Origin of the sequence: Myxococcus sp. AS-1-15 (genome assembly GCF_020037055.1) — a bacterium.
GTDB classification, from domain to species: Bacteria; Myxococcota; Myxococcia; order Myxococcales; family Myxococcaceae; genus Myxococcus; species Myxococcus fulvus.
Window position 1 is genome coordinate 116,001 of record NZ_JAIQDF010000006.1, and the last position, 18,269, is coordinate 134,269.

Annotated in this window: 15 protein-coding genes; 12 read left to right on the top strand and 3 right to left on the bottom strand. The window is 70.8% G+C overall.

What is annotated here, in order from left to right:
* Positions 1–10: 10 nt before the first annotated feature.
* Entirely contained in the window at positions 11–3,094 is a 3,084-nt protein-coding gene (locus tag K8625_RS18380; protein ID WP_223783424.1) for an aminotransferase class I/II-fold pyridoxal phosphate-dependent enzyme, read from the bottom strand.
* A 209-nt stretch (positions 3,095–3,303) separates the two neighbouring features.
* On the opposite strand from K8625_RS18380, the gene K8625_RS18385 reads away from it, so the two are divergent.
* The 7 genes from K8625_RS18385 (at position 3,304) to K8625_RS18415 (ending at position 10,566) form a co-directional block, all read left to right on the top strand.
* The gene (locus tag K8625_RS18385; protein WP_223783425.1) at positions 3,304–3,720 is read left to right on the top strand and encodes a hypothetical protein; all 417 of its coding nucleotides are present in this window, start codon (positions 3,304–3,306) and stop codon (positions 3,718–3,720) included.
* Between the two features lie 301 nt (positions 3,721–4,021).
* Positions 4,022–5,410, top strand: coding sequence for a hypothetical protein (locus tag K8625_RS18390; RefSeq protein WP_223783426.1), 1,389 nt, complete (start codon positions 4,022–4,024; stop codon positions 5,408–5,410).
* Between the two features lie 202 nt (positions 5,411–5,612).
* The gene (locus tag K8625_RS18395) at positions 5,613–6,884 is read left to right on the top strand and encodes an arginine deiminase (RefSeq protein ID WP_223746192.1); all 1,272 of its coding nucleotides are present in this window, start codon (positions 5,613–5,615) and stop codon (positions 6,882–6,884) included.
* Between the two features lie 54 nt (positions 6,885–6,938).
* A complete protein-coding gene (locus K8625_RS18400; protein ID WP_223783427.1) occupies positions 6,939–7,610 on the top strand; it encodes a MarC family protein in 672 nt (223 codons plus the stop codon).
* A 117-nt stretch (positions 7,611–7,727) separates the two neighbouring features.
* Positions 7,728–8,972, top strand: a complete 1,245-nt coding sequence (locus K8625_RS18405) for an OprO/OprP family phosphate-selective porin (protein ID WP_223783428.1) — start codon at positions 7,728–7,730, stop codon at positions 8,970–8,972.
* Between the two features lie 88 nt (positions 8,973–9,060).
* Positions 9,061–9,750, top strand: a complete 690-nt coding sequence (locus K8625_RS18410) for a trimeric intracellular cation channel family protein (protein WP_223746189.1) — start codon at positions 9,061–9,063, stop codon at positions 9,748–9,750.
* A gap of 81 nt (positions 9,751–9,831) precedes the next feature.
* Positions 9,832–10,566: a laminin G domain-containing protein gene (locus K8625_RS18415; RefSeq protein WP_223746188.1), complete on the top strand. Its 735-nt coding sequence runs from the start codon at positions 9,832–9,834 to the stop codon at positions 10,564–10,566.
* Positions 10,567–10,648: 82 nt separating this feature from the next.
* Here the strand turns inward: K8625_RS18415 and K8625_RS18420 are convergent, their stop codons facing one another.
* Positions 10,649–11,806: a site-2 protease family protein gene (locus tag K8625_RS18420; protein ID WP_223783429.1), complete on the bottom strand. Its 1,158-nt coding sequence runs from the start codon at positions 11,804–11,806 to the stop codon at positions 10,649–10,651.
* A gap of 243 nt (positions 11,807–12,049) precedes the next feature.
* Here K8625_RS18420 and K8625_RS18425 point away from each other — a divergent pair, with 243 nt between their 5' ends.
* The 5 genes from K8625_RS18425 to K8625_RS18445 all read left to right on the top strand — a co-directional run bounded on the left by K8625_RS18425 (position 12,050) and on the right by K8625_RS18445 (position 17,355).
* Entirely contained in the window at positions 12,050–12,763 is a 714-nt protein-coding gene (locus K8625_RS18425; RefSeq protein ID WP_223746186.1) for a Coq4 family protein, read from the top strand.
* 50 nt (positions 12,764–12,813) lie between these two features.
* The gene (locus tag K8625_RS18430) at positions 12,814–14,376 is read left to right on the top strand and encodes an acyl-CoA carboxylase subunit beta (RefSeq protein ID WP_046711264.1); all 1,563 of its coding nucleotides are present in this window, start codon (positions 12,814–12,816) and stop codon (positions 14,374–14,376) included.
* 122 nt (positions 14,377–14,498) lie between these two features.
* Positions 14,499–15,110 carry a hypothetical protein gene (locus tag K8625_RS18435; RefSeq protein ID WP_046711263.1) on the top strand — a complete coding sequence of 204 codons (612 nt, stop codon included), beginning with the start codon at positions 14,499–14,501 and terminating at the stop codon, positions 15,108–15,110.
* Between the two features lie 187 nt (positions 15,111–15,297).
* Positions 15,298–16,818, top strand: a complete 1,521-nt coding sequence (gene accC / locus K8625_RS18440) for an acetyl-CoA carboxylase biotin carboxylase subunit (RefSeq protein ID WP_223746185.1) — start codon at positions 15,298–15,300, stop codon at positions 16,816–16,818.
* Positions 16,819–16,845: 27 nt separating this feature from the next.
* Positions 16,846–17,355, top strand: coding sequence for a biotin/lipoyl-containing protein (locus K8625_RS18445; protein ID WP_141331022.1), 510 nt, complete (start codon positions 16,846–16,848; stop codon positions 17,353–17,355).
* Positions 17,356–17,405: 50 nt separating this feature from the next.
* On the opposite strand, the gene K8625_RS18450 is transcribed toward K8625_RS18445, so the two are convergent.
* Entirely contained in the window at positions 17,406–18,230 is an 825-nt protein-coding gene (locus tag K8625_RS18450) for a hypothetical protein (protein ID WP_223783430.1), read from the bottom strand.
* Positions 18,231–18,269: the final 39 nt, after the last annotated feature.

Consider the following 18,269-nt stretch of genomic DNA (forward strand, 5'->3'; position numbering starts at 1 on the left):
CGGCGGGGTGTCAGGAGGAGGACGGGAGCTTCGCGCCGAAGGCCTTCAATCGCTCGCAGGCCTTCTCCAGCTTGTCACGGGGGATGGAGAAGACGGCGCGCACCCGCTCCGGGTCCGAGCACCAGGGGCCGCCATTGAGCACCACGTGCGTGTGCTCGTAGACGACGCGCGGCAGGTTCTCGGGCGTGAGCCGCTCGCCGTCCACCGTGCGCCCCAACCAGGACGTCACGCGGGGCGCGAGGAACAGCCCGCCCGCGTCACCCACCTCCGCGCGCGCCTCGCTCGGCAGCACCGCCGCGAGCAGGTCGCGCTTCTCCGCCAGCTCGCGGCGCATCTTCGTGAGGAAGGCGCGCAGGGAGCGGTGTCGCGCCGGGTAGAGCAGCTGGCCGTCCGGGCTGCGCGCGTAGGCCGCGTACAGGTAGGCCGCCGCGCGTGCGGTGACCAGGTGCAGCACGCCCGGGCCCGCCTCGCGCATCGCCGAGGCCAGCGCGCGGTCCCTCGTGGCGAGCCAGCCGACGCGCAGCCCGCCCGCGGCGAACTCCTTGGACAGGCCGCCGAGCACCACCGTGCGCGCGCCCACGCCCGGCACCGCGCCCTCCAGCGTCACCGGGCTGTGCACCGTCTCCGCCGTGGGGCTGGTGAGGTTCACCAGCCCGAAGATTTCGTCGGACACCAGGAGGCAGCGCTGCTCCACCACGTAGTTGGCGAGCGCCACCAGCTCCTCGCGCGCCACGTAGACGCCCGTGGGGTTGGAGGGCTGCGAGATGACGACGGCGTCCGGGACGAAGCCGCCCTGTCCCCGTCGCGAGAGCAGCTCCGACAACGTGCCCTGGTCCACCTGGCAGCCGGCGGAGAGGAACGTCGGCGGCAGCACGCCGTAGCAGGGCGTCGTCAGGAAGACGCGGGGCGCGCGGCCCAGGCGCTTCTTGAGGGCGACGCCCAGGTGGTGGATGAGCGGCCAGACTCCCGGCGCGAGCACCAGCTCCTCGGGCGTGTAGCGCACGGCGCGCGTCTCCAGCAGGAAGGCGGCCACGGCCTCCGAGAGGCCCGTCTGCGCGCCGGACTCGCGAGGCGCGGCCGCGGCGGCGATGAGCCCCTCCACGAGCGGCTCGGGCAGCGGCCCCTCGTTCTCGCCGTAGTCCAGGCGCACCAACTCCGCGTCGTCCTCGCGGAACACCTTGGGCGCGAAGGCGGGGAAGGCCGAGAGCGTCTGGATGCGCGAGGAGCGCGGCAGCGGCGCCACCGGGTGCCGGCGGGGCCCGGGCGGCTCCGGCTCCGCGAAGGAGATGCGGAAGGACAAGAGGTCCGCGAAGGTGCGCTCATAGAACCACTGGGCCAGCGTGCTGATGCGCGAGTACGTCACCTCCGCGGCCACCTCCAGGTCCGCGCGCAGCGGCTCCGGCACGGGCAGCAGCAGCGTCAGCTCCAGGTCCGGCCACACCGCGTTCTTCACCAGGCCGTAGAGCACGACCAGGTTGGGGGCGTACGGCTCGCGCGCCAGGAACTCGAAGAGGGTGAGCGGCTCCACCTGGCCGGTGATGTTGAAGAAGGCGCTCTCGTCGAGCACCACCCAGATGCCCCGCCGCGACGCCTCCGCGATGATGTCGCGCAGCACGGACAGGTTGGTGCGCTCGCCCTTCTCCACCGTGAGCAGCACCATCTTCACGTCGAAGGCGGACAGCAGCCGGCGAATCTCCTCCAGCGTCGTGTGCGTCACCGTGGCGCGCACGCCCGCCTTCTCCAGCGCCCGCGCGTAGAGCGGGTGGAGGTTGCGCGACACCAGCACCTCGTCGCCCGCGTCACACGTGGCGAGCAGGAGCGAGTACACCGCCTGCTCGCGCTCGGGGGCGACGAACAGCTCCTCCGCCGACAGCCTCAGGCCGAAGTAGCGCTCCAGGTAGCGCACCAGCTGGCGCCGGAACGACGCGTCCCCCGCCTCGTGCGCGTACGGCAGCAGCGGCCCCTTCGCGAGCCGCTCCGAGAGCGCCGCGACGAAGCCGAGCTGCTCGGGCGAGGCGGCGCCCAGATCCAGCTCCTCCTGGAGCGCGGGGATGCCCAGTCCTCGAAGCGACTGGCGCAGGGCCAGCGTCTCGCGCGGACGCGACAGGTGCGCCTCCCACACGGCCACCTCGTGCCATACGGCATGGCCCGACTGCAGCCAGCCCAGCGCGGTGGCGGCGCGCAGGGGCTCGGGGCTGTGCGCCTCCATGAAGAACTCGAACTCGCGCCCGGTGCGCTGCTCCAGCGCGACCAGCGGACGGATGTCCGTGTCCGCCGCCTGCCGCACCCGCCGCGCCACGCGCACCCGCGTGGAGAAGCCGCGCCGGGTGAACATGCGCTCGATGATGGGACGGCCCGGACGGCCCGCCAGGTTGAGCAGCAGCCTGCCCGTCAGCGCCAGCCGCTCGGGCGCCTCGTCGAGCAGCCGCGCGATGAGCCCCAGGCCGAAGTGGTCCTCGTACACGTTCTGCAACGTGCAGTAGTTCGACAAGTCATACAGCGCCTGCTCGTCGGCCTGGGACAGCTCCCCGGGCAGCTCCTCCGTGCGCAGCACCTGGGGGATGCAGCCCACCACGAAGTCCCACGCGGGCTGCGCCGGGACGCCGCGCAACAGGTCGCTCTCCGCGAAGGACAGCCGCGACACCAGCGTCTCGTCGCCGTTGAGCCACGCGTTGCAGCGCGCGACGACGGGCGAGTGCGGGTTGAGGTCCGCGCCGTGCACGTGCGCCAGCCGCGTGAACTTCGCCAGCGCGATGCAGATCCAGCCCGAGCCCGCGCCCACCTCCACCAGCCGCTTGCCGGCGTACTCGTCCAACGGGACGCTGAGCAGCCCCTCCAGGAAGGTGTAGGCCCAGGACTCGGGCGCGAAGATGGAGGGCAGGAGGAACAGCTCCAGCCGCTCCTGCGAGGCGCCCACCGCCACGGTGACGGTCACCAGCCGCAGCGGGGCCGACTCGGGCTGGTCGCGCGACAGGTCCGCCAGCTCGCGCAGCTCCACCCGCGCCTGGGCGCGCCGCTCCGGGTGGGCCAGGTCCTCCGACAACGCGCGCAACAGGTGGAAGGCCTCTCGGGGTGAGGACGGATAGGTCGGCATGGCGCGCGCGACTGTCCCGGGCCCACCGCCGTGTGTCAACGCACTCCTGGCGCATGCACGCAACCCTTTGGCGCCGTGGCTCCAATCAAGATTTGGCCGCTCGCGCGTAATGAAGGGGTGGTCGCGTGGGTAGGACGGGAAGGCAACGGCTGGAACGAATGAAGTCGGTCACGCTCGTGGACAGACCCCGTGGTGGAGAGGGGGCACTGATGGAACTCAGTTTCGCGTCGCCGACGAAGGTCGGCATGCAGGCCTTGATGAGCATTCAGCCCTCGCGGAGCCGAGTCCTCAGGGACCCCGCGCGTGTGCGGTGGGAGTCCCAGCCGTGGCGTCGTCAGCTGCGCAATCCGGAGGAGTTCGAGACGCCGGTGTCCCGCTCGGCGCTGGTGAAGGCGCTGCTGGATGAGCAGCTGGAGGTGGACGCGGAGGTGGCGCGGTTCGCCGGGGCGTCGGAGGACGCCGACTGCATCAGCATCGCGCAGGTGGTGCGCTTCGCGGAGCTGTTGACGCGGCGCATGACGCTCGCGGACGCGGATGACCAGGTGCTTCAGCTCGCGCACCTGCGGCGCAACACCGAGGACCTGGCGGAGCGGATGATCGAGTGGGCCAACCAGGGCCGACTCTGAGCCGCGCGAAGTCGTGACGCATCCCGGCTGACACGACATGCCGTGCGGGCGGACGCCTGGGGCTCGAGGCCCCGGGCCCGCGTGCCCGCCTCGGTCTGGATGAGGGGGAGTGCCGGCACGGGATGCAGAGGGGGGGACCGGTGGGCAGTCGGGCGGACTGGCTTCGCCTCGCTGTTCCACCGGGTTTTATCGGCGACATCGTCCACCACTGGCCGTTCGGGTGAGGCCCGGGCGGGTTCCGAGGGCACGGGTGGTGCGAGTGCCTTGACAGGGGTGGAGGTGCGCTGCTCTCACGGAGGGCATGCTCTCCTCGCTCGTCCTCGCCGCCACGATGGCGGCTGCTCCCGCGCCCCGTTCCGCAGCCCAGGCCCAGACGGTGGTCCACGTGCCCAAGCTGGACGCGCTGGCGGGGCTCACGGCCTTCCTGGAGCGCGCGGGGACGCATGCGGCGCTGCTCAGGCCCGCGGCGTGGCGCGCGGAGCTGCACCCGTTCCTGACCATCGACCCGACGAAGCCGGAGACGTTGACGGCGGTGGGGCTGGACCCGGCGGGGCCGGCGACGGTGTCGCTGCGCACGGATGGCCGCGTGTCGTGCATGCGGGTGTCGGACGCGAAGGTGTTCCAGGCCAAGGCGGCCGAGGCGATGACGCAGGCCGGGGGCGAGGCGGCGAAGTCGGCGACGTCGAAGGGCGTGACGACGGTGAGCACGACGCGCTCGGCGGGTGGGGCCATGGGCTATGCGCTCAAGGGCTCGGACGTCTGCGCGTACGGGGCGACGGATGAGGGCGGGGCGGCGCTCCTGAAGGAGTCGGTGAAGCTGGTGGGCAAGGCGCCCGCGGCGGATGCGCGGCTGGGGAAGGTGGCGGGGGTGGCGTTCCTGGCCACGGGTGGAGCGGTGCTGGGATTGGACGGCAACGCGACGGGGCTGAAGGTGGACGGCACGACGACGAAGCTGCCGTTGCCGCCGTTCCAGGCGAAGGCGGCGAGCCCATATGCGGCGATGAAGCCGGAGGGGCTGTTGTTCTCGCGCGTGGCGGTGGCGCCGGCGGGGGTTTCGCAGGCGGTGGGCTCGCTCAGGGCGAACATCCAGGCGCTGTGCGCGACGTGTCCGAAGGAGCAGGTGCAGGCGACGACGGACGCGGTGGCGAAGCAGCTGACGGGCAACATGTTGGTGAGCATGAGCAACGTGCAGGTGCGCGGCTCGCTCAGGGCTCCGGAGGCGCGCTTCTTCGCGGTGAAGCAGGCGCTGGCGGCGGAGGTGAAGGACGCGGCGGCGATGAAGAATGCGCTGGAGCCGCTGGGGAAGTTGCCGGGGGCGAAGGCGTTGGAGGATGGCTGGGCGCTGACGGTGAAGGGCGGCACGGTGCAGGTGCGGCAGAAGGGCAAGCACCTGGTGGTGGGCAACGACGACGCGGTGACGCAGGCGACGATGGCGGCGCTGCCGGAGACGACGGCGAAGCTGGAGCGCGCGGCGGACTTCTCACTGGACCCCAAGCTGCTCGCGCGTGGACTGTCCCAGGTGTCGCTGGCGGATGTGCTCTCGGACGAGAACCTCGCGGCGATGTTCGCGGTGAGCTCCGAGCTGGGGCCGCTGCTCTCGCGCAGCGAGCGAATCACCGGATGGCTGGACAGCGCTCCGGGTGGCGCGCACCGGTTCTTCTTCGACTGGACGTTGCCGGAGTCGAAGTAGCCGCGCCGTGGACGCGCTCCCCGCTCGCCTCGGGGTGGCGCCAGGTCCGGCCAGGAGGGGCGTCGACCCCTCGCGCAGCCAGCCTCCCGTGATTGCCCGCCAGCGTTCCGGTGGTGACGTTTCGGCCACGGCTGGGAGCAACACGTGAGCCCGCTCGTCCCCGGACGAGCGAGCCCCGGCCCTTCCCAGGGGGAGCTGCGCGATGAACGCATTCGGCGTACATTCAGAGGTCGGCAGGCTGCGCAAGGTGATGGTCCACCGCCCGGACTTGAGCCTGAAGCGATTGACCCCGTCCAACCGCGACGAGCTGCTGTTCGACGACGTGCTCTGGGTCGAGCAGGCGCAGCGGGAGCATGACCAGTTCGTCGCGGAGATGCGCAAGCGCGGCGTGGAGGTCTTCCACGTCCACGACCTGCTGACCAAGGCACTCAAGACGCCGGGCGCCCGCCAGTGGGCCATCAGCCACACGGTGAGCCCCTACACCGTGGGCCCCGCCGCGGTCGAGTCCGTGCAGCGCGCCCTGGAGAACATGAGCGCCGAGGCGCTGGCCACCCACCTGATTGGCGGCGTCACGCGCGCCGAGCTGATGCAGTACGCGGACCGGGACCTCTTCGTGCACTCCCTGGTGGCCTCCACCACGCCCGACTCGGCCTTCATCCTGCCGCCGCTGCCCAACCACCTGTTCACCCGCGACAGCTCCTGCTGGCTCTATGGCGGTGTGTCGCTGAACCCGATGTTCTGGCCGTCCCGCCAGCTGGAGACCGTCAACATCGGCGTCATCTACCGCTTCCACCCGATGTTCCGCGAGGCGAAGTTCGACTTCTGGTACCCGGACGCCGGCCACGGCGAGGAGCACGACGAGTTCGACATCCAGTCGTTCGGGCGCTCCGCCATCGAGGGTGGTGACGTGATGCCCATCGGCAACCGCACCGTGCTGATTGGCGTCAGCGAGCGCACCACCGCGCAGATGGTGGAGGTCTTGTCGCGCCGGCTCTTCGAGAAGGGCGCGGTGGACCGCGTCATCGCCGTGGAGCTGGAGAAGAAGCGCTCCTACATGCACCTGGACGTGGTGTTCACCTTCATGGACCGGGACGCCGTCACCATCTACCCCAAGGTCATCGACACCACGAAGGCCTTCAGCATCCGACCGGGCCACAAGCCGTGGGTGCTCGACGTGACGGAGGAGAAGAGCTTCCTGGGCGCCGTCTCCGACGCGCTGGGCGTGAAGCAGAAGGACCTGCGCGTGGTGACCACGGGCGGCGACGCGGCCCAACAGGAGCGCGAGCAGTGGGACAGCGGCAACAACGTGGTGGCCCTGTCTCCGGGCGTCGTCGTGGCGTACTCGAAGAACGTCTACAGCAACCAGAAGTACCGCGAGGCGGGCATCGACGTCGTGGAGATAGACGGCTTCGAGGTGGGCAAGGGCCGGGGCGGCGGCCACTGCATGACGTGTCCCCTGCTCAGGGACCCGTGAGGAGTCCTCGTCGGCCCCATTCCCACGTCGGGCCCGGCCCGAAGAGGACGCCAGATGCCTTCATTCGAGAACCCGCTGCTCATGTTCCTGTCGCTGTTCGCGCTGTACAGCCCCCTGGCGGCGGTGTCGTCCTACTTCCCCATCGTCAGCCAGTTCAAACCCGCCGAGCAGGTGCGGCTCGCCCTGGGGCTGTTCACCTACGTGGCCATCTTCGCCATGGTGGCGCTCTGGGTGGGCGAGCCGTTGCTCGAGCTGCTCGGCCTGAGCACCGCGGCGCTGACCGTGACGGGCGGCATCGCGCTGCTCTACGTCGGTGTCCCATTGATGAGGGGCGTCGAGGACAAGCCGCCCGACAAGCCCACCGACGCGGACGAGAGCAAGGCCGAGAAGGCCGCGCAGAGCGGCTCCTGGCGCTCGGTCCTCTTCATGCCGGTGACCTTCCCGCTCACCGTGGGAGGCACCACGTTCGCGATTCTCGTCTCGTTCCGCGCCCAGGCGGAGAGACTCCTGGACGTCGTCGCCCTCTCCATCGCGGCGCTGGCCTATGCCGCGGTCACCGGGTTGACGGTCTTCATCTCCGGACACATCGAGCGGAGGGTGACGCCCAAGACGCGCACGCTGCTGGAGCGAATCGCGGGCATCCTGCTCACCGCCATCGCGGTGTCGCTCCTTGCGAGCGGCGCGCCCCAGATGGTCGTCGAGACGCTCAACACCATGAAGAAGTAGCCGGACGCCCCCCGCGTCATCTGGCCGACAATCGCTCCCCGCCCCACCCGGCCCCATGTCCGGGTGGGGTCCGCGGGCCCCCTAGGATGACGGCTCCTCGTCGTCCTCGGGGTCCTCATGGCGAGCCGGTCTCTCGTCCTCCGTGGCGGGCTGTCGACCCTGCTGGCGCTGCTGTCCACCGCGACCTGGGCCCAGCCCGCGTCGGACGAGGACCCACGGGCCCCGGAGGACGCCGTCCCCGCGGAGGAGCCGCAGCCCCCCTTCATCCCCGCGGGACACGTGCCGGGCGAGGGCTTCCGGCTCAAGTCCGAGGACGGCGCCTACCTGTTGCGCGTGGCGCTGCAGGCGGCGCTGAAGGCGGACCTGAACTGGACGCAGGAGGGGACGCTCTTGCAGAGCAGCTTCGGTGTCCTGCGTCCCAGCCTCCGGGGCAACGTGGTCAGGCCGTGGATGCGCTACTGGCTCTCCCTGGAGCTGTCGCGAGACTCACCCTACGTGCTCGACGCCTTCGTCGAGGTGCAGCCCTGGGAGGCCCTGGGCCTGCGCTACGGGCAGCAGGGCACGCCCGTGTCGCGGCACGAGGACTTCGGCCCCCAGCAGCTCTTCTTTCCCGAGCACGCCGCCGTGGCGAACTTCTTCTGGTCCGGGCGGGACCAGGGGCTGACGCTCTTCGGCGGCACCCCCCAGGGACGCGTCGACTACTACCTGGGCGTCTACGGGGGCTCGCCGCTGCTGGAGCCGGTGAACCTGCCCGATGACTATCTCGTCGAGGCGCGCGCCACCGTGAGCCCGCTGGGCCCGGTGAACGCCAGCGAGCTGCCCTTCACGCCGGAAGGTGGGCCCCTGCCTCCGCGCATCTCCTTCACCGTCCAGGGCTACTTCGGCCGCGTCCAGACCGACGCGGAGAACTTCAACCCGTCCAACAGCATCCTCAACCCCGCGGTGCCCACCACGGTGGCGACCCGCGTCGGCACGCTGTCGTTCGACCTCTGGTGGCAGCTCGGACGCATCATCGTGTTCGGAGAGTTCTACTGGCGCGCCCTGAAGCCGGTGGGCGTGGCCGACCCCTTCTCCACCTATGGGGCGTGGGGGCAGGTCCTCGTGAACGTCTACCGGAACCGGCTGGGGGCCGGCGTCCGGATGAACTGGCTGGACCCCCATGCGGACATCACCGGAGACCGGACGCTCGAGCTCGAGGCCCAGGTGGCGTGGTTCATCCAGGCCCCCGAGCTGATGCTGAAGCTGCGCTACGGCTGGCTGGACCAGGGCACCCCCGACACCCCTCTGCCCACGGGCGTACAACTCCCCTTCTCCCCGGGGACCTCGGGGGTGACCACGCTGCAACTGAACCTCTTCTTGTGAGCCGGCCGACGCGGGGATGTCGTCCGCCGCACGCTCCTGGCAGCTCCGGTTCGTCCGGGCCCGGGCGCTCGTGCCATGAAGCCAGGACGTGTACGACCTGGACGACATCCGTCCCTATCTCGAGCTGACCTCGGTGGCGGCCGGGGCCGTCTCAGGCGCCCTGCATGCGCAGCGCAGGACCTTCGACTTCGTGGGGGTGGTGGTCATCGGCATCGCCACGGGCCTTGGGGGCGGAATCATCCGCGACGTCATGCTCGGCCAGGGGCCCGCGCTCGCGCTGCGGACCTCCGCGCTGCTCATCACCGCCGCGGTGGCGGCCCTGCTCGGGGCCCTGTTCGGCACCCTGGTGAGCCTGCTGGGGCGCCCCCTGTGGGTGGTGGACACCCTCTCGCTCGGGCTCTTCACGGCGGTCGGCCTGCAACGGGCCCAGGCCGCGGGGCTCGACGTGGTGCCCTCGCTGTTCCTGGGGGTCGTCACCGGCGTGGGCGGGGGCGTGGTGCGCGACGTGTTGTGCCGCGAGACACCCGTCCTGCTGCTGTCGGGACAGCCCTACTCGGTGGCCGCGCTGTTCGCCGGGAGCGTGTACCTGACGGCCCTGCGCGGCTTCGGCCTACCGCAACTCACCGCGGAGGCGCTCGCCACCGCCGCCGCCTTCAGCCTGCGTCTGGTGGCGGCCTGGCGCGGCTGGATGGTGCCGCCCCTGCCGGACCTGCCGCGCGCGCTCCAACGCCTTCGTCGCCCGCGTCCCGGCGGCCCCATGGACCCGCCCACGCCGTAGCGTCCCACGAGGGCACGCGCCACGCCGGGCCCGTCTATCCTCTCCTCGCTGTCCCCACACCCGAGACACCCAGGAGAGCCCATGATTGGCACGACACATCCCCGATGGACGGCGAAGCGCGCGGCGCTCGCGACGCTGGTGCTGGCCCCCATGGCGGCTGGCGCCGTGAGCCAGAAGCTGCGCTACCGCTTCGACACCGTCACCACGCCCGTCACCACCGTCACGGACGACAGCGGCAAGGGCCACACCGGCACGGTGCAGACGAACAATGGCGCCACGGTGACGGCGGTGACGGGCTTCGAGGGTCTCGGCGTGAGGTTCCCCGCCGTCTGTGACGGCACGGGCTGCCCCCTGGCGAACATCACCACCCCCGACGCGACCGACCTGAACCCCGGCACGGCGCTCTTCACCTTCGGCGCCCGCGTCCGCCTCACGCTCGCCGACCTCTCCACGGCCCACGGCTCCAACCTCGTGCAGAAGGGGCTGGCGAGCACCGCCCAGTGGAAGCTCCAGCTCGATGACGCCGTGCAGGGCCGACCCAGCTGCGTGGTCCGCACCACGGGCGGAGTGAATCCCATCATCGTCAAATCGTCGGTGGGCGTCGCCGATGGCGCCTGGCACAAGGTCGCCTGCCAGCGCACCAGCACCACGCTGACCATCCTCGTGGACAACGTCGCGCGCGGCAGCGCGCTGCTCCCGGCCACCTACGACATCAGCCCCACGGGCCAGGCCGTCAACGTGGGCGCCAAGAGCGTTGGCAACAACAACGACCAGTACCACGGCGAAATCGACGACGTTTACTTCAACCTCGACTGAGCCTCGCCCCCCGGCTCCGGTGGGCAACCTCTCAACGGAGTCGCGCCGTCTCGTCCCGTGCGAGCCAGTCCCTCGAGACCGCTCAAGCGGGCCGCTCCTCGCGCCACCCCCGCGCATCCCGCTCCGCCCGCTCCTCCCGGTTCTGGAAGAGCGTCAACCCGCGCTCCACGTCGCCCAACTCCAGCGTCCCCGCCAGCCGCCCGTCCGCGTCCACCACCAACAGCAGCGGAGACTCCTCCTCCGCCATGCGACGCAGCGCCTGCCACCCGTCCTCTTCCAGCCGCGCCACCGGCGTCGCGCGCATCACCTCGCGCACCTGCCGCCGCGTCCGCTCCCCCGCCGGCACCGCGCGCACCGCCTCCACCGCCACGCGCCCCAGCGGCCTGCCGTCCTCCGTCACCGGCAACGCCGTGCGCCGCTCCACCCGGAACTCCCACAGCGCCTCTTCCAGCGACGCCCCCACGTCCACGCCCATCCAGCGCGGCGTCATCAACTCCGCCACCCGCACCTTCTCCAGCGTGGCCTTCATCCGCACCTGCTTCGCCTCCCCATCCGCGCCCATGAAGATGAAGAACGCGATGACCATCAGGAACGGGTTGAACGTCGCCAGCCCCCACACCCCGAACAGCAGCGCGAACCCCCGTCCCACCACCGACGCCACCTGCGTCGCGCGCACCATCCCCATCCGCCCCGCGAGCAACGCCCGCAGAATCCTCCCGCCATCCATCGGGAACGCGGGCAGCAGGTTGAACACCCCCAGGAACAGGTTCAGGCTCGCCAGGTAGAAACACGCGAACTGCAGATTGAACGAGCCCGTGCCCGCCACACCCCACGTGGCCAACGCGAGCAGCCCCGCCAGCGCCAGGCTCGTCAGCGGCCCCACCAGCGCCATCAGCGCCTCGTCCCGGGCCCTCGGCGGAGCCTCCGACAACTCCGACACCCCGCCCACCATCATCAGCGTTATCGAGCGCACCTGCCCGCCCCGCGCCAACGCGTACAACGTATGCGCCAGCTCGTGCACGAACACCGACACGAACAGCCCCACCGCCACGGCCAGCCCCCATGCCCACGGCGCGCCCCACAGCTGCCCCGCCGGAACCGCCGCCACCTCCGCGGCCCGCCGGAACGCGCCGCCAAAGACATACGCGAGCAACGGCAACACGAGCAGCAGCGAGAAGTGCACGCGGACGGGAATGCCGCGCAACGAGCCCACCTTCAACGCACCTCGCGTCTCGCGCATCTCGCCTCCTCCTTTTCCGGCGCGCCCTCGCCTGCCCCCACCAACCTCCGTCAGCCGCGCGACGCGCGCACGGTGCCAGGGGCGACGCGTTCGCCCGCCCGGCCCCTGAGTGTCCGCTCCCCATCCCGGCAGGTGTCCACCCACGAGCACACCGCTGACGACACGGCGCCACGCGCGTGACTCGCCAGCTAGCGTGCCCGCGCTCGACTGCCCGCCGTGCCCCTTCCCCTCGAGAGGCCCCGCATGAACCTGAACAGCCCCCTCACCCTCGCCCGCGAAGTCTGGCGAGCGGCCCGCGTGCTCAGGGACCCCCACCGCCTGCAGGACATCATCGACCTGGCCCGCGTGCTCGTGCCCCCCACCGCCATGCGCCGCATCGTGGAGCGACTGAGCCAATCCCCCACCTGCGCCCGCGCCCTCGCCGAGCGCCCCCGCGTGGGCCGCCTCCCGCTCGCCACGCTGCGAGCCCTGCCCGAGGGCACCCTGGGCCGCGCGTTCATCGACCACCTGGAGCGCAACGGCCTGGACCCCGACGCCCTGCCCCAACGCGAGGCCCACACCCCCGAGGACTACGTGCGCGCGCACCTGCTCGAGTCCCATGACATCTGGCACGTGCTCACCGGCTTCGACACCGACGTGGCCGGAGAGCTGGGCGTCCAGGCCTTCAGCCTGGCGCAGGTGGGCACCCCCTTCGCGCTCGGCATCCTCACCGGCGGGCTCGCCAACACCCTGCTCTACGCCTTCTCCGAGCGCGACGCCCGCGTCCAGGCGCTCGCCCGGGGCTGGGTGCTGGGACGCCGCGCCCACCCCGTGTTCGGCGCCCCCTGGAGCGAGCTGTGGGCGCGCCCCCTGGAGGAGGTCCGCCAGCGCTACGGCCTGGACTTGTTGGCAGTGGACGCGCTGCTCCCCGTCCTGATGGGCCCGGTAAAGGACGACCCCGCCCGACGCGCCGCCTGAGCGAAGGCGGGCAGCGCGCGAGCGCCCCAATCGTGCTAGAGCGCGGGCCCATGGACGAGACCACCGAGAAGGACCCCCTCCGCGCACGCCTCCAGCAGATGGAGAAGCAGGCCGAGCTGGGCGGCGGTGCGGACCGCATCGCCAAACAGCACGAGGCCGGCAAGCTCACCGCTCGCGAGCGCATCGACCTGCTCCTCGACCCCGGCTCCTTCTGCGAGCTGGACAAGTTCGTCACCCATCGCTCCACCGACTTCGGCATGGGCGACAAGAAGATTCCGGGCGACGGCGTCGTCACCGGCTACGGCACCGTCGAGGGCCGCCAGGTGTTCGTCTTCGCCCAGGACTTCACCGTCTTCGGCGGCTCGCTGTCCGGCGCCTATGCCCAGAAGATCTGCAAGATCATGGACATGGCCACCCGCGTGGGCGCGCCCGTCATCGGCCTGAACGACTCCGGCGGCGCGCGCATCCAGGAGGGCGTGGAGAGCCTCGCGGGCTACGCGGACATCTTCCTGCGCAACACGCTGGCCTCCGGGGTGGTCCCCCAGATTTCGCTCATCATGGGCCCGTGCGCGGGCGGCGCGGTGTACTCGCCCGCCATCACCGACTTCATCATGATGGTGAAGGACACCTCGTACATGTTCATCACCGGCCCGGACGTCATCAAGACGGTGACGCACGAGGAGGTGTCGAAGGAGTCCCTGGGCGGCGCGCTGACGCACAACCAGAAGTCCGGCGTGGCGCACTTCGCCGCGGAGAACGAGCAGGCCGCCATCGTCATGACGCGCGAGCTGTTGTCGTTCCTGCCCTCCAACAACCAGGAGGACCCGCCCGTCCAGCCGTGTGATGACGACCCGTTCCGGGCCGAGGAGTCGCTCAAGACGATTGTCCCGAGCAACCCCAACAAGCCCTACGACATCAAGGACATCATCAAGGCCGTCGTCGACAACAAGCACTTCTTCGAGGTGCAGGAGCACTACGCGCGCAACATCGTCGTGGGCTTCGCGCGCATGAACGGCAAGAGCGTGGGCATCGTCGCCAACCAGCCCGCGGTGCTCGCCGGCGTGCTGGACATCGACGCCAGCGTGAAGGCCGCGCGCTTCGTGCGCTTCTGCGACTGCTTCAACATCCCCCTGCTCACCCTGGTGGACGTGCCCGGCTTCCTGCCCGGCACCGACCAGGAGTGGGGCGGCATCATCACCCACGGCGCCAAGCTGCTGTACGCCTTCGCCGAAGCCACCGTCCCCAAAATCACCCTCATCACCCGCAAGGCCTACGGCGGCGCGTACGACGTGATGGCGTCCAAGCACATCCGCGCGGACATCAACTACGCCTACCCCACCGCCGAAATCGCCGTGATGGGCCCCGAGGGCGCGGTCAACATCATCTTCCGCAACGAGCTGAACAAGGCGCAGGACGCCGCGGCCGAGCGCACGAAGCTGGTGAACGACTACCGCGAGAAGTTCGCCAACCCGTTCAAGGCGGCGGAGCTGGGCTACATCGACGAGGTCATCCGCCCCGAGGAGACCCGGGCCAAGGTCATCCGGGCGCTGGAGATGTTGAAGGACAAGCGTCAGGAGAACCCGCCGCGCAAGCACGGGAACATCCCGCTGTAGGCTCCCTTCCGGGCCCCTGGACGCCTGCTCTCCCTCGGCTGGAGAGCAGGCAGGCTCGGGCCGCGCGGGAAATTCTCGTGCGGCCCGAGGGCTTTCACCGGGCCAGGAAAGGAACCCCCATTTTGCCCCACCGCCGACTCCTTCTGTTTCTCGCCGACGTCGAAGGCAACCTCACCGCACTGCGTCAGACGCTCAAGCGTGTCTGCGAGGCGGTGGACCTCCCCACGCCGGAGGTGAAGTGGGTGGAAACGCCCCCGGACGGGCTGGCCGATGCGGGCTGGCACGCCGCGGAGGTGGCCCTGCCCCCGGCCCCTGGCCGCAAGGCGCGCAAGTCCGAGCAGCCCTTCCTGGAGGAGCAGCTCGACGCCATGGCGCAGGCCATCTCCCAGGACTTCCGGGAGCGCACGCTGGGCATCTTCGTGGACCGGGAGCACAGCTACGCGCGCACGTGCGTCAGCGGCCCGGGCCGTCCCTCCAAGGCCGTGGAGGGCGAGGTGCTGGATGTGATGCGCCAGGCCGCTCGCTGGCTGGACGTGGAGACGGGCTTGCTGGCGCGGATGCTCGGGGGTGGCAACACCGCGCGCAACCTGCTGGCCGCGGCCGTGGATTTCGGTGGGGACGCCGCCGCGGTGCCGTCCAAGCCTCCGGAGCCGGATGAGGATGACCGGTTCGTCGAGGCGAAGCTCGCGCAGGCGCGGGCGTACATGGAGCAGTACCGCAGCGCGCGGAAGTAGGGCGCGCGCATGTGACGCCCGGAGGGGTCTTCCGGGCGGAAGAGGTTCGAGGCGTACCGGGTGGACTCGAGCGTGGAGGTGGAAGCCTCCACTCCCTCCGAGAGCCCGACAGGACGCGCTCCGTGCCAACAACGGGGCCCGCATCCAACCCAGGCAAAACGAGGCGGCCCGTGGTAGACGGGCGCCCATGCCCAAGATCCGCAAAGTGCTCGTCGCCAATCGCGGCGAGATCGCCATCCGGGTGATGCGCACCTGCAAGGAGCTCGGCATCGCCACCGTGGCGGTGTACTCGGAGGCGGACCGCGCCGCCCTGCATGTCCGCACCGCGGACCAGGCCATCTTCGTCGGCCCTCCGCCCTCCCGGGAGAGCTACCTGGTCCAGCAGCGCATCCTCGACGCCGCCAAGGCCGCCGGCGCGGACGCCATCCACCCCGGCTATGGCTTCCTCTCCGAGAACGCCTCCTTCGTGCGCGCCTGCGAGGCCGCCGGCATCACCTTCATCGGTCCGCCCGCCTCCGCCATGGACGCCATGGGCGAGAAGACCCGCGCCCGCGCGAACATGATCAAGGCCGGCGTGCCCGTGGTCCCCGGCACCACCGAGCCCATCGCCACGGAGGCCGAGGCGCGCGAGTACGCGCAGAAGATCGGCTTCCCCATCATGCTCAAGGCCGCGGGCGGCGGCGGCGGCAAGGGCATGCGCCGCGTGGAGGGGCTCGGTGACTTCGAGTCCGCGTGGCGCTCCGCCAAGAGCGAGGCGCTCAACGCCTTCGGCAACGACGCCGTCTACATCGAGAAGTATCTCGAGAAGCCACACCACGTCGAAATCCAGGTGTTCGCCGACACGCACGGCAACGTCATCCACCTGAACGAGCGCGAGTGCTCGGCGCAGCGCCGTCACCAGAAGGTGGTGGAGGAGACGCCCAGCCCCATCCTCACGCCGGAGCTGCGCTCGAAGATGGGCGAGGTCGCGGTGAAGGCGGCCAAGGCCGTCAACTACGTGGGCGCGGGCACGGTGGAGTTCCTGGTCGACGTGCACCGCAACTTCTACTTCCTGGAGATGAACACGCGCCTCCAGGTGGAGCACCCGGTGACGGAGTGGGTGACGGGGCTGGACCTGGTCGCGCTGCAGATCAAGGTCGCCGAGGGGGAGAAGCTGCCCCTGCTCCAGGCGCCCGCGCCGCAGGGCCACTCCATCGAGGTGCGCGTGTACGCGGAGGACCCCGCGCGCAACTTCATGCCCAGCCCGGGCAAGATTACGTACCTGCGCGTGCCGGGCGGACCCAACGTGCGCGACGACTCGGGCGTGTTCCCCGGGTACACGGTGCCCAACGTCTACGACCCGATGATCTCCAAGCTGTCCGTGTGGGCCCCCACGCGGCGCGAGGCCATCGCCCGGGCGCAGCGCGCGCTGTCCGAGTACGTGGTGAAGGGCATCACCACCAACATCCGCTACCTGCGGGCGATTCTGGCGCACCCGGAGTTCGTCGAGGGCGACTACGACACGGGCTTCCTCGGCCGCGAGCACACCACGCTGCAGGGCGTGGAGGACCCGAAGCTCAGCGAGATGGCGCTGCTGGCGAGCGTCGTCTACGCGCACCAGCGCGATGCCAAGCGCGCCAAGACGCTCCCCGGCGCCAAGGCCGCGAGCAGCTCCGACACGGGCCAGGTCAGCGCGTGGCGCCAGGCGCTGCGCTCGCGTCGCCGCTAACCCCACCCTGAGGCTCACGAGACTTCCATGCGCTATTTCACGAAGCAGCAGGGACAGAAGGAAGCGGTGCCGGTGGACCTGGAGGCGCTGGGTGGCGAGCGCTACAAGCTCACCGTCAACGGCGTCACGTACCAGGTGGACGCGCTCGCGCTCGAGCACGGCACCATGAGCATGTTGGTGGACGGCCAGTCCTACAGCGTCGAGTTCGAGGAGAACGGCGACGAGGTGGGCGTGCTGCTCCGCGGCCAGGTGAGCCGCTTCGACGTCGCGGACGAGCGTCGGCTGCGGCTGCGCGCGGGCACGGCGGGCTTCTCCGTGGAGGGCAAGCAGCTCGTCACCGCGCCCATGCCGGGCAAGGTGGTGAAGGTGCTGGTGAAGGTGGGCGACGAGGTGAAGGAGGGCCAGGGCCTGGTGGTGGTGGAGGCCATGAAGATGGAGAACGAGCTCAAGAGCCCCAAGGCGGGCAAGGTGACCGAGCTGTTCGCCAAGGAAGGCACCACCGTGGAGAACAACGCGAAGCTCGTCGTCGTCGAGTAGCCAGGCGTGGCGGCGCGTGCCCCGTCTCGCGCGCGCCGCCAACCCGTCGTTCAGGGCCGGGGCGATAGTCCGAAGCGCCTCGCCTCGTAGGGGTCGTCCGATTCGGCGGCCAACGCCTCCACCCGCGTGAGCGCCCTCGTCAGGGGCGCGGGCAGCGGCGCCTCCACGAGCGGAGGCAGTCGCAGCGGGCCGGAGTGGGACTCGAGCAGCTCCGGCGAGTCCGCGTCCAGCCAGTAGCGCACCAGGAAGTGCCGCCGCTGGAGCGTGCCTCGCGACAAGCGCTGTCCCTTCGCGTCCACGGCGATGGCGGCGATGGGCCGACGCAGCTTGTTTCCCTGAAGCGCGGAGCCCGTGGGCAGCTCTCCGTCCAGCAACCAGCGGACAGCGACGAGCGCGGTGGCGGCGGAGCCCTGGCGCGTCCAGGAGCGCAGCTCCACCTGGGGCAGCGGCGGCCACTCGGGCCCTCGGGCCTGGACCGTGAGGTCCACGACGCACACGCCCTGGAACGTCAGCTTCAGCGCGCGGGTGCCCTTGGGCACCGCGGTGATGAGCGCCAGTCGTCGAGGCTTCGCCGCGGCGCCGAGCGACTCGAAGTAGCGGTCCACCGGCGCGCCCTGGTCATCCAGCAACACCCACTGGAAGTCGGACGCGGGGGGCCTCCCCGCTCCATCCTGGAGATGGATTCGGACGGGCTCCGCGTCCCGGTGCGAGAAGTCGATGGCCACCAACTCCGTGGACGGAGGGGGCTGCACCGTCGCCCCGCCCCGGAACACCCAGGCCCGGTGGACCCGGACCTTCCCCTCGCACGCATCCCCTTTCGCGACAGGGGACGCGGCCAGGAGTGAAGCGGTGAGCCCCACGAGCAACGAGAACATGCCCCGAGCGTAGGCACAGCACCCCCTGGATTGCACCTG

Excerpts from the sequence above, each read along its gene's own strand:
- K8625_RS18405 (WP_223783428.1), top strand. The coding sequence starts at position 7,728 with ATGGCGAGCCGGTCTCTCGTCCTCCGTGGCGGGCTGTCGACCCTGCTG.
- K8625_RS18420 (WP_223783429.1), bottom strand. The coding sequence starts at position 11,806 with ATGCGCGAGACGCGAGGTGCGTTGAAGGTGGGCTCGTTGCGCGGCATT.
- K8625_RS18395 (WP_223746192.1), top strand. The coding sequence starts at position 5,613 with ATGAACGCATTCGGCGTACATTCAGAGGTCGGCAGGCTGCGCAAGGTG.
- K8625_RS18400 (WP_223783427.1), top strand. The coding sequence starts at position 6,939 with ATGCCTTCATTCGAGAACCCGCTGCTCATGTTCCTGTCGCTGTTCGCG.
- K8625_RS18430 (WP_046711264.1), top strand. The coding sequence starts at position 12,814 with ATGGACGAGACCACCGAGAAGGACCCCCTCCGCGCACGCCTCCAGCAG.
- K8625_RS18390 (WP_223783426.1), top strand. The coding sequence starts at position 4,022 with ATGCTCTCCTCGCTCGTCCTCGCCGCCACGATGGCGGCTGCTCCCGCG.
- K8625_RS18415 (WP_223746188.1), top strand. The coding sequence starts at position 9,832 with ATGATTGGCACGACACATCCCCGATGGACGGCGAAGCGCGCGGCGCTC.
- K8625_RS18425 (WP_223746186.1), top strand. The coding sequence starts at position 12,050 with ATGAACCTGAACAGCCCCCTCACCCTCGCCCGCGAAGTCTGGCGAGCG.
- K8625_RS18380 (WP_223783424.1), bottom strand. The coding sequence starts at position 3,094 with ATGCCGACCTATCCGTCCTCACCCCGAGAGGCCTTCCACCTGTTGCGC.
- accC (WP_223746185.1), top strand. The coding sequence starts at position 15,298 with ATGCCCAAGATCCGCAAAGTGCTCGTCGCCAATCGCGGCGAGATCGCC.
- K8625_RS18445 (WP_141331022.1), top strand. The coding sequence starts at position 16,846 with ATGCGCTATTTCACGAAGCAGCAGGGACAGAAGGAAGCGGTGCCGGTG.
- K8625_RS18450 (WP_223783430.1), bottom strand. The coding sequence starts at position 18,230 with ATGTTCTCGTTGCTCGTGGGGCTCACCGCTTCACTCCTGGCCGCGTCC.
- K8625_RS18385 (WP_223783425.1), top strand. The coding sequence starts at position 3,304 with ATGGAACTCAGTTTCGCGTCGCCGACGAAGGTCGGCATGCAGGCCTTG.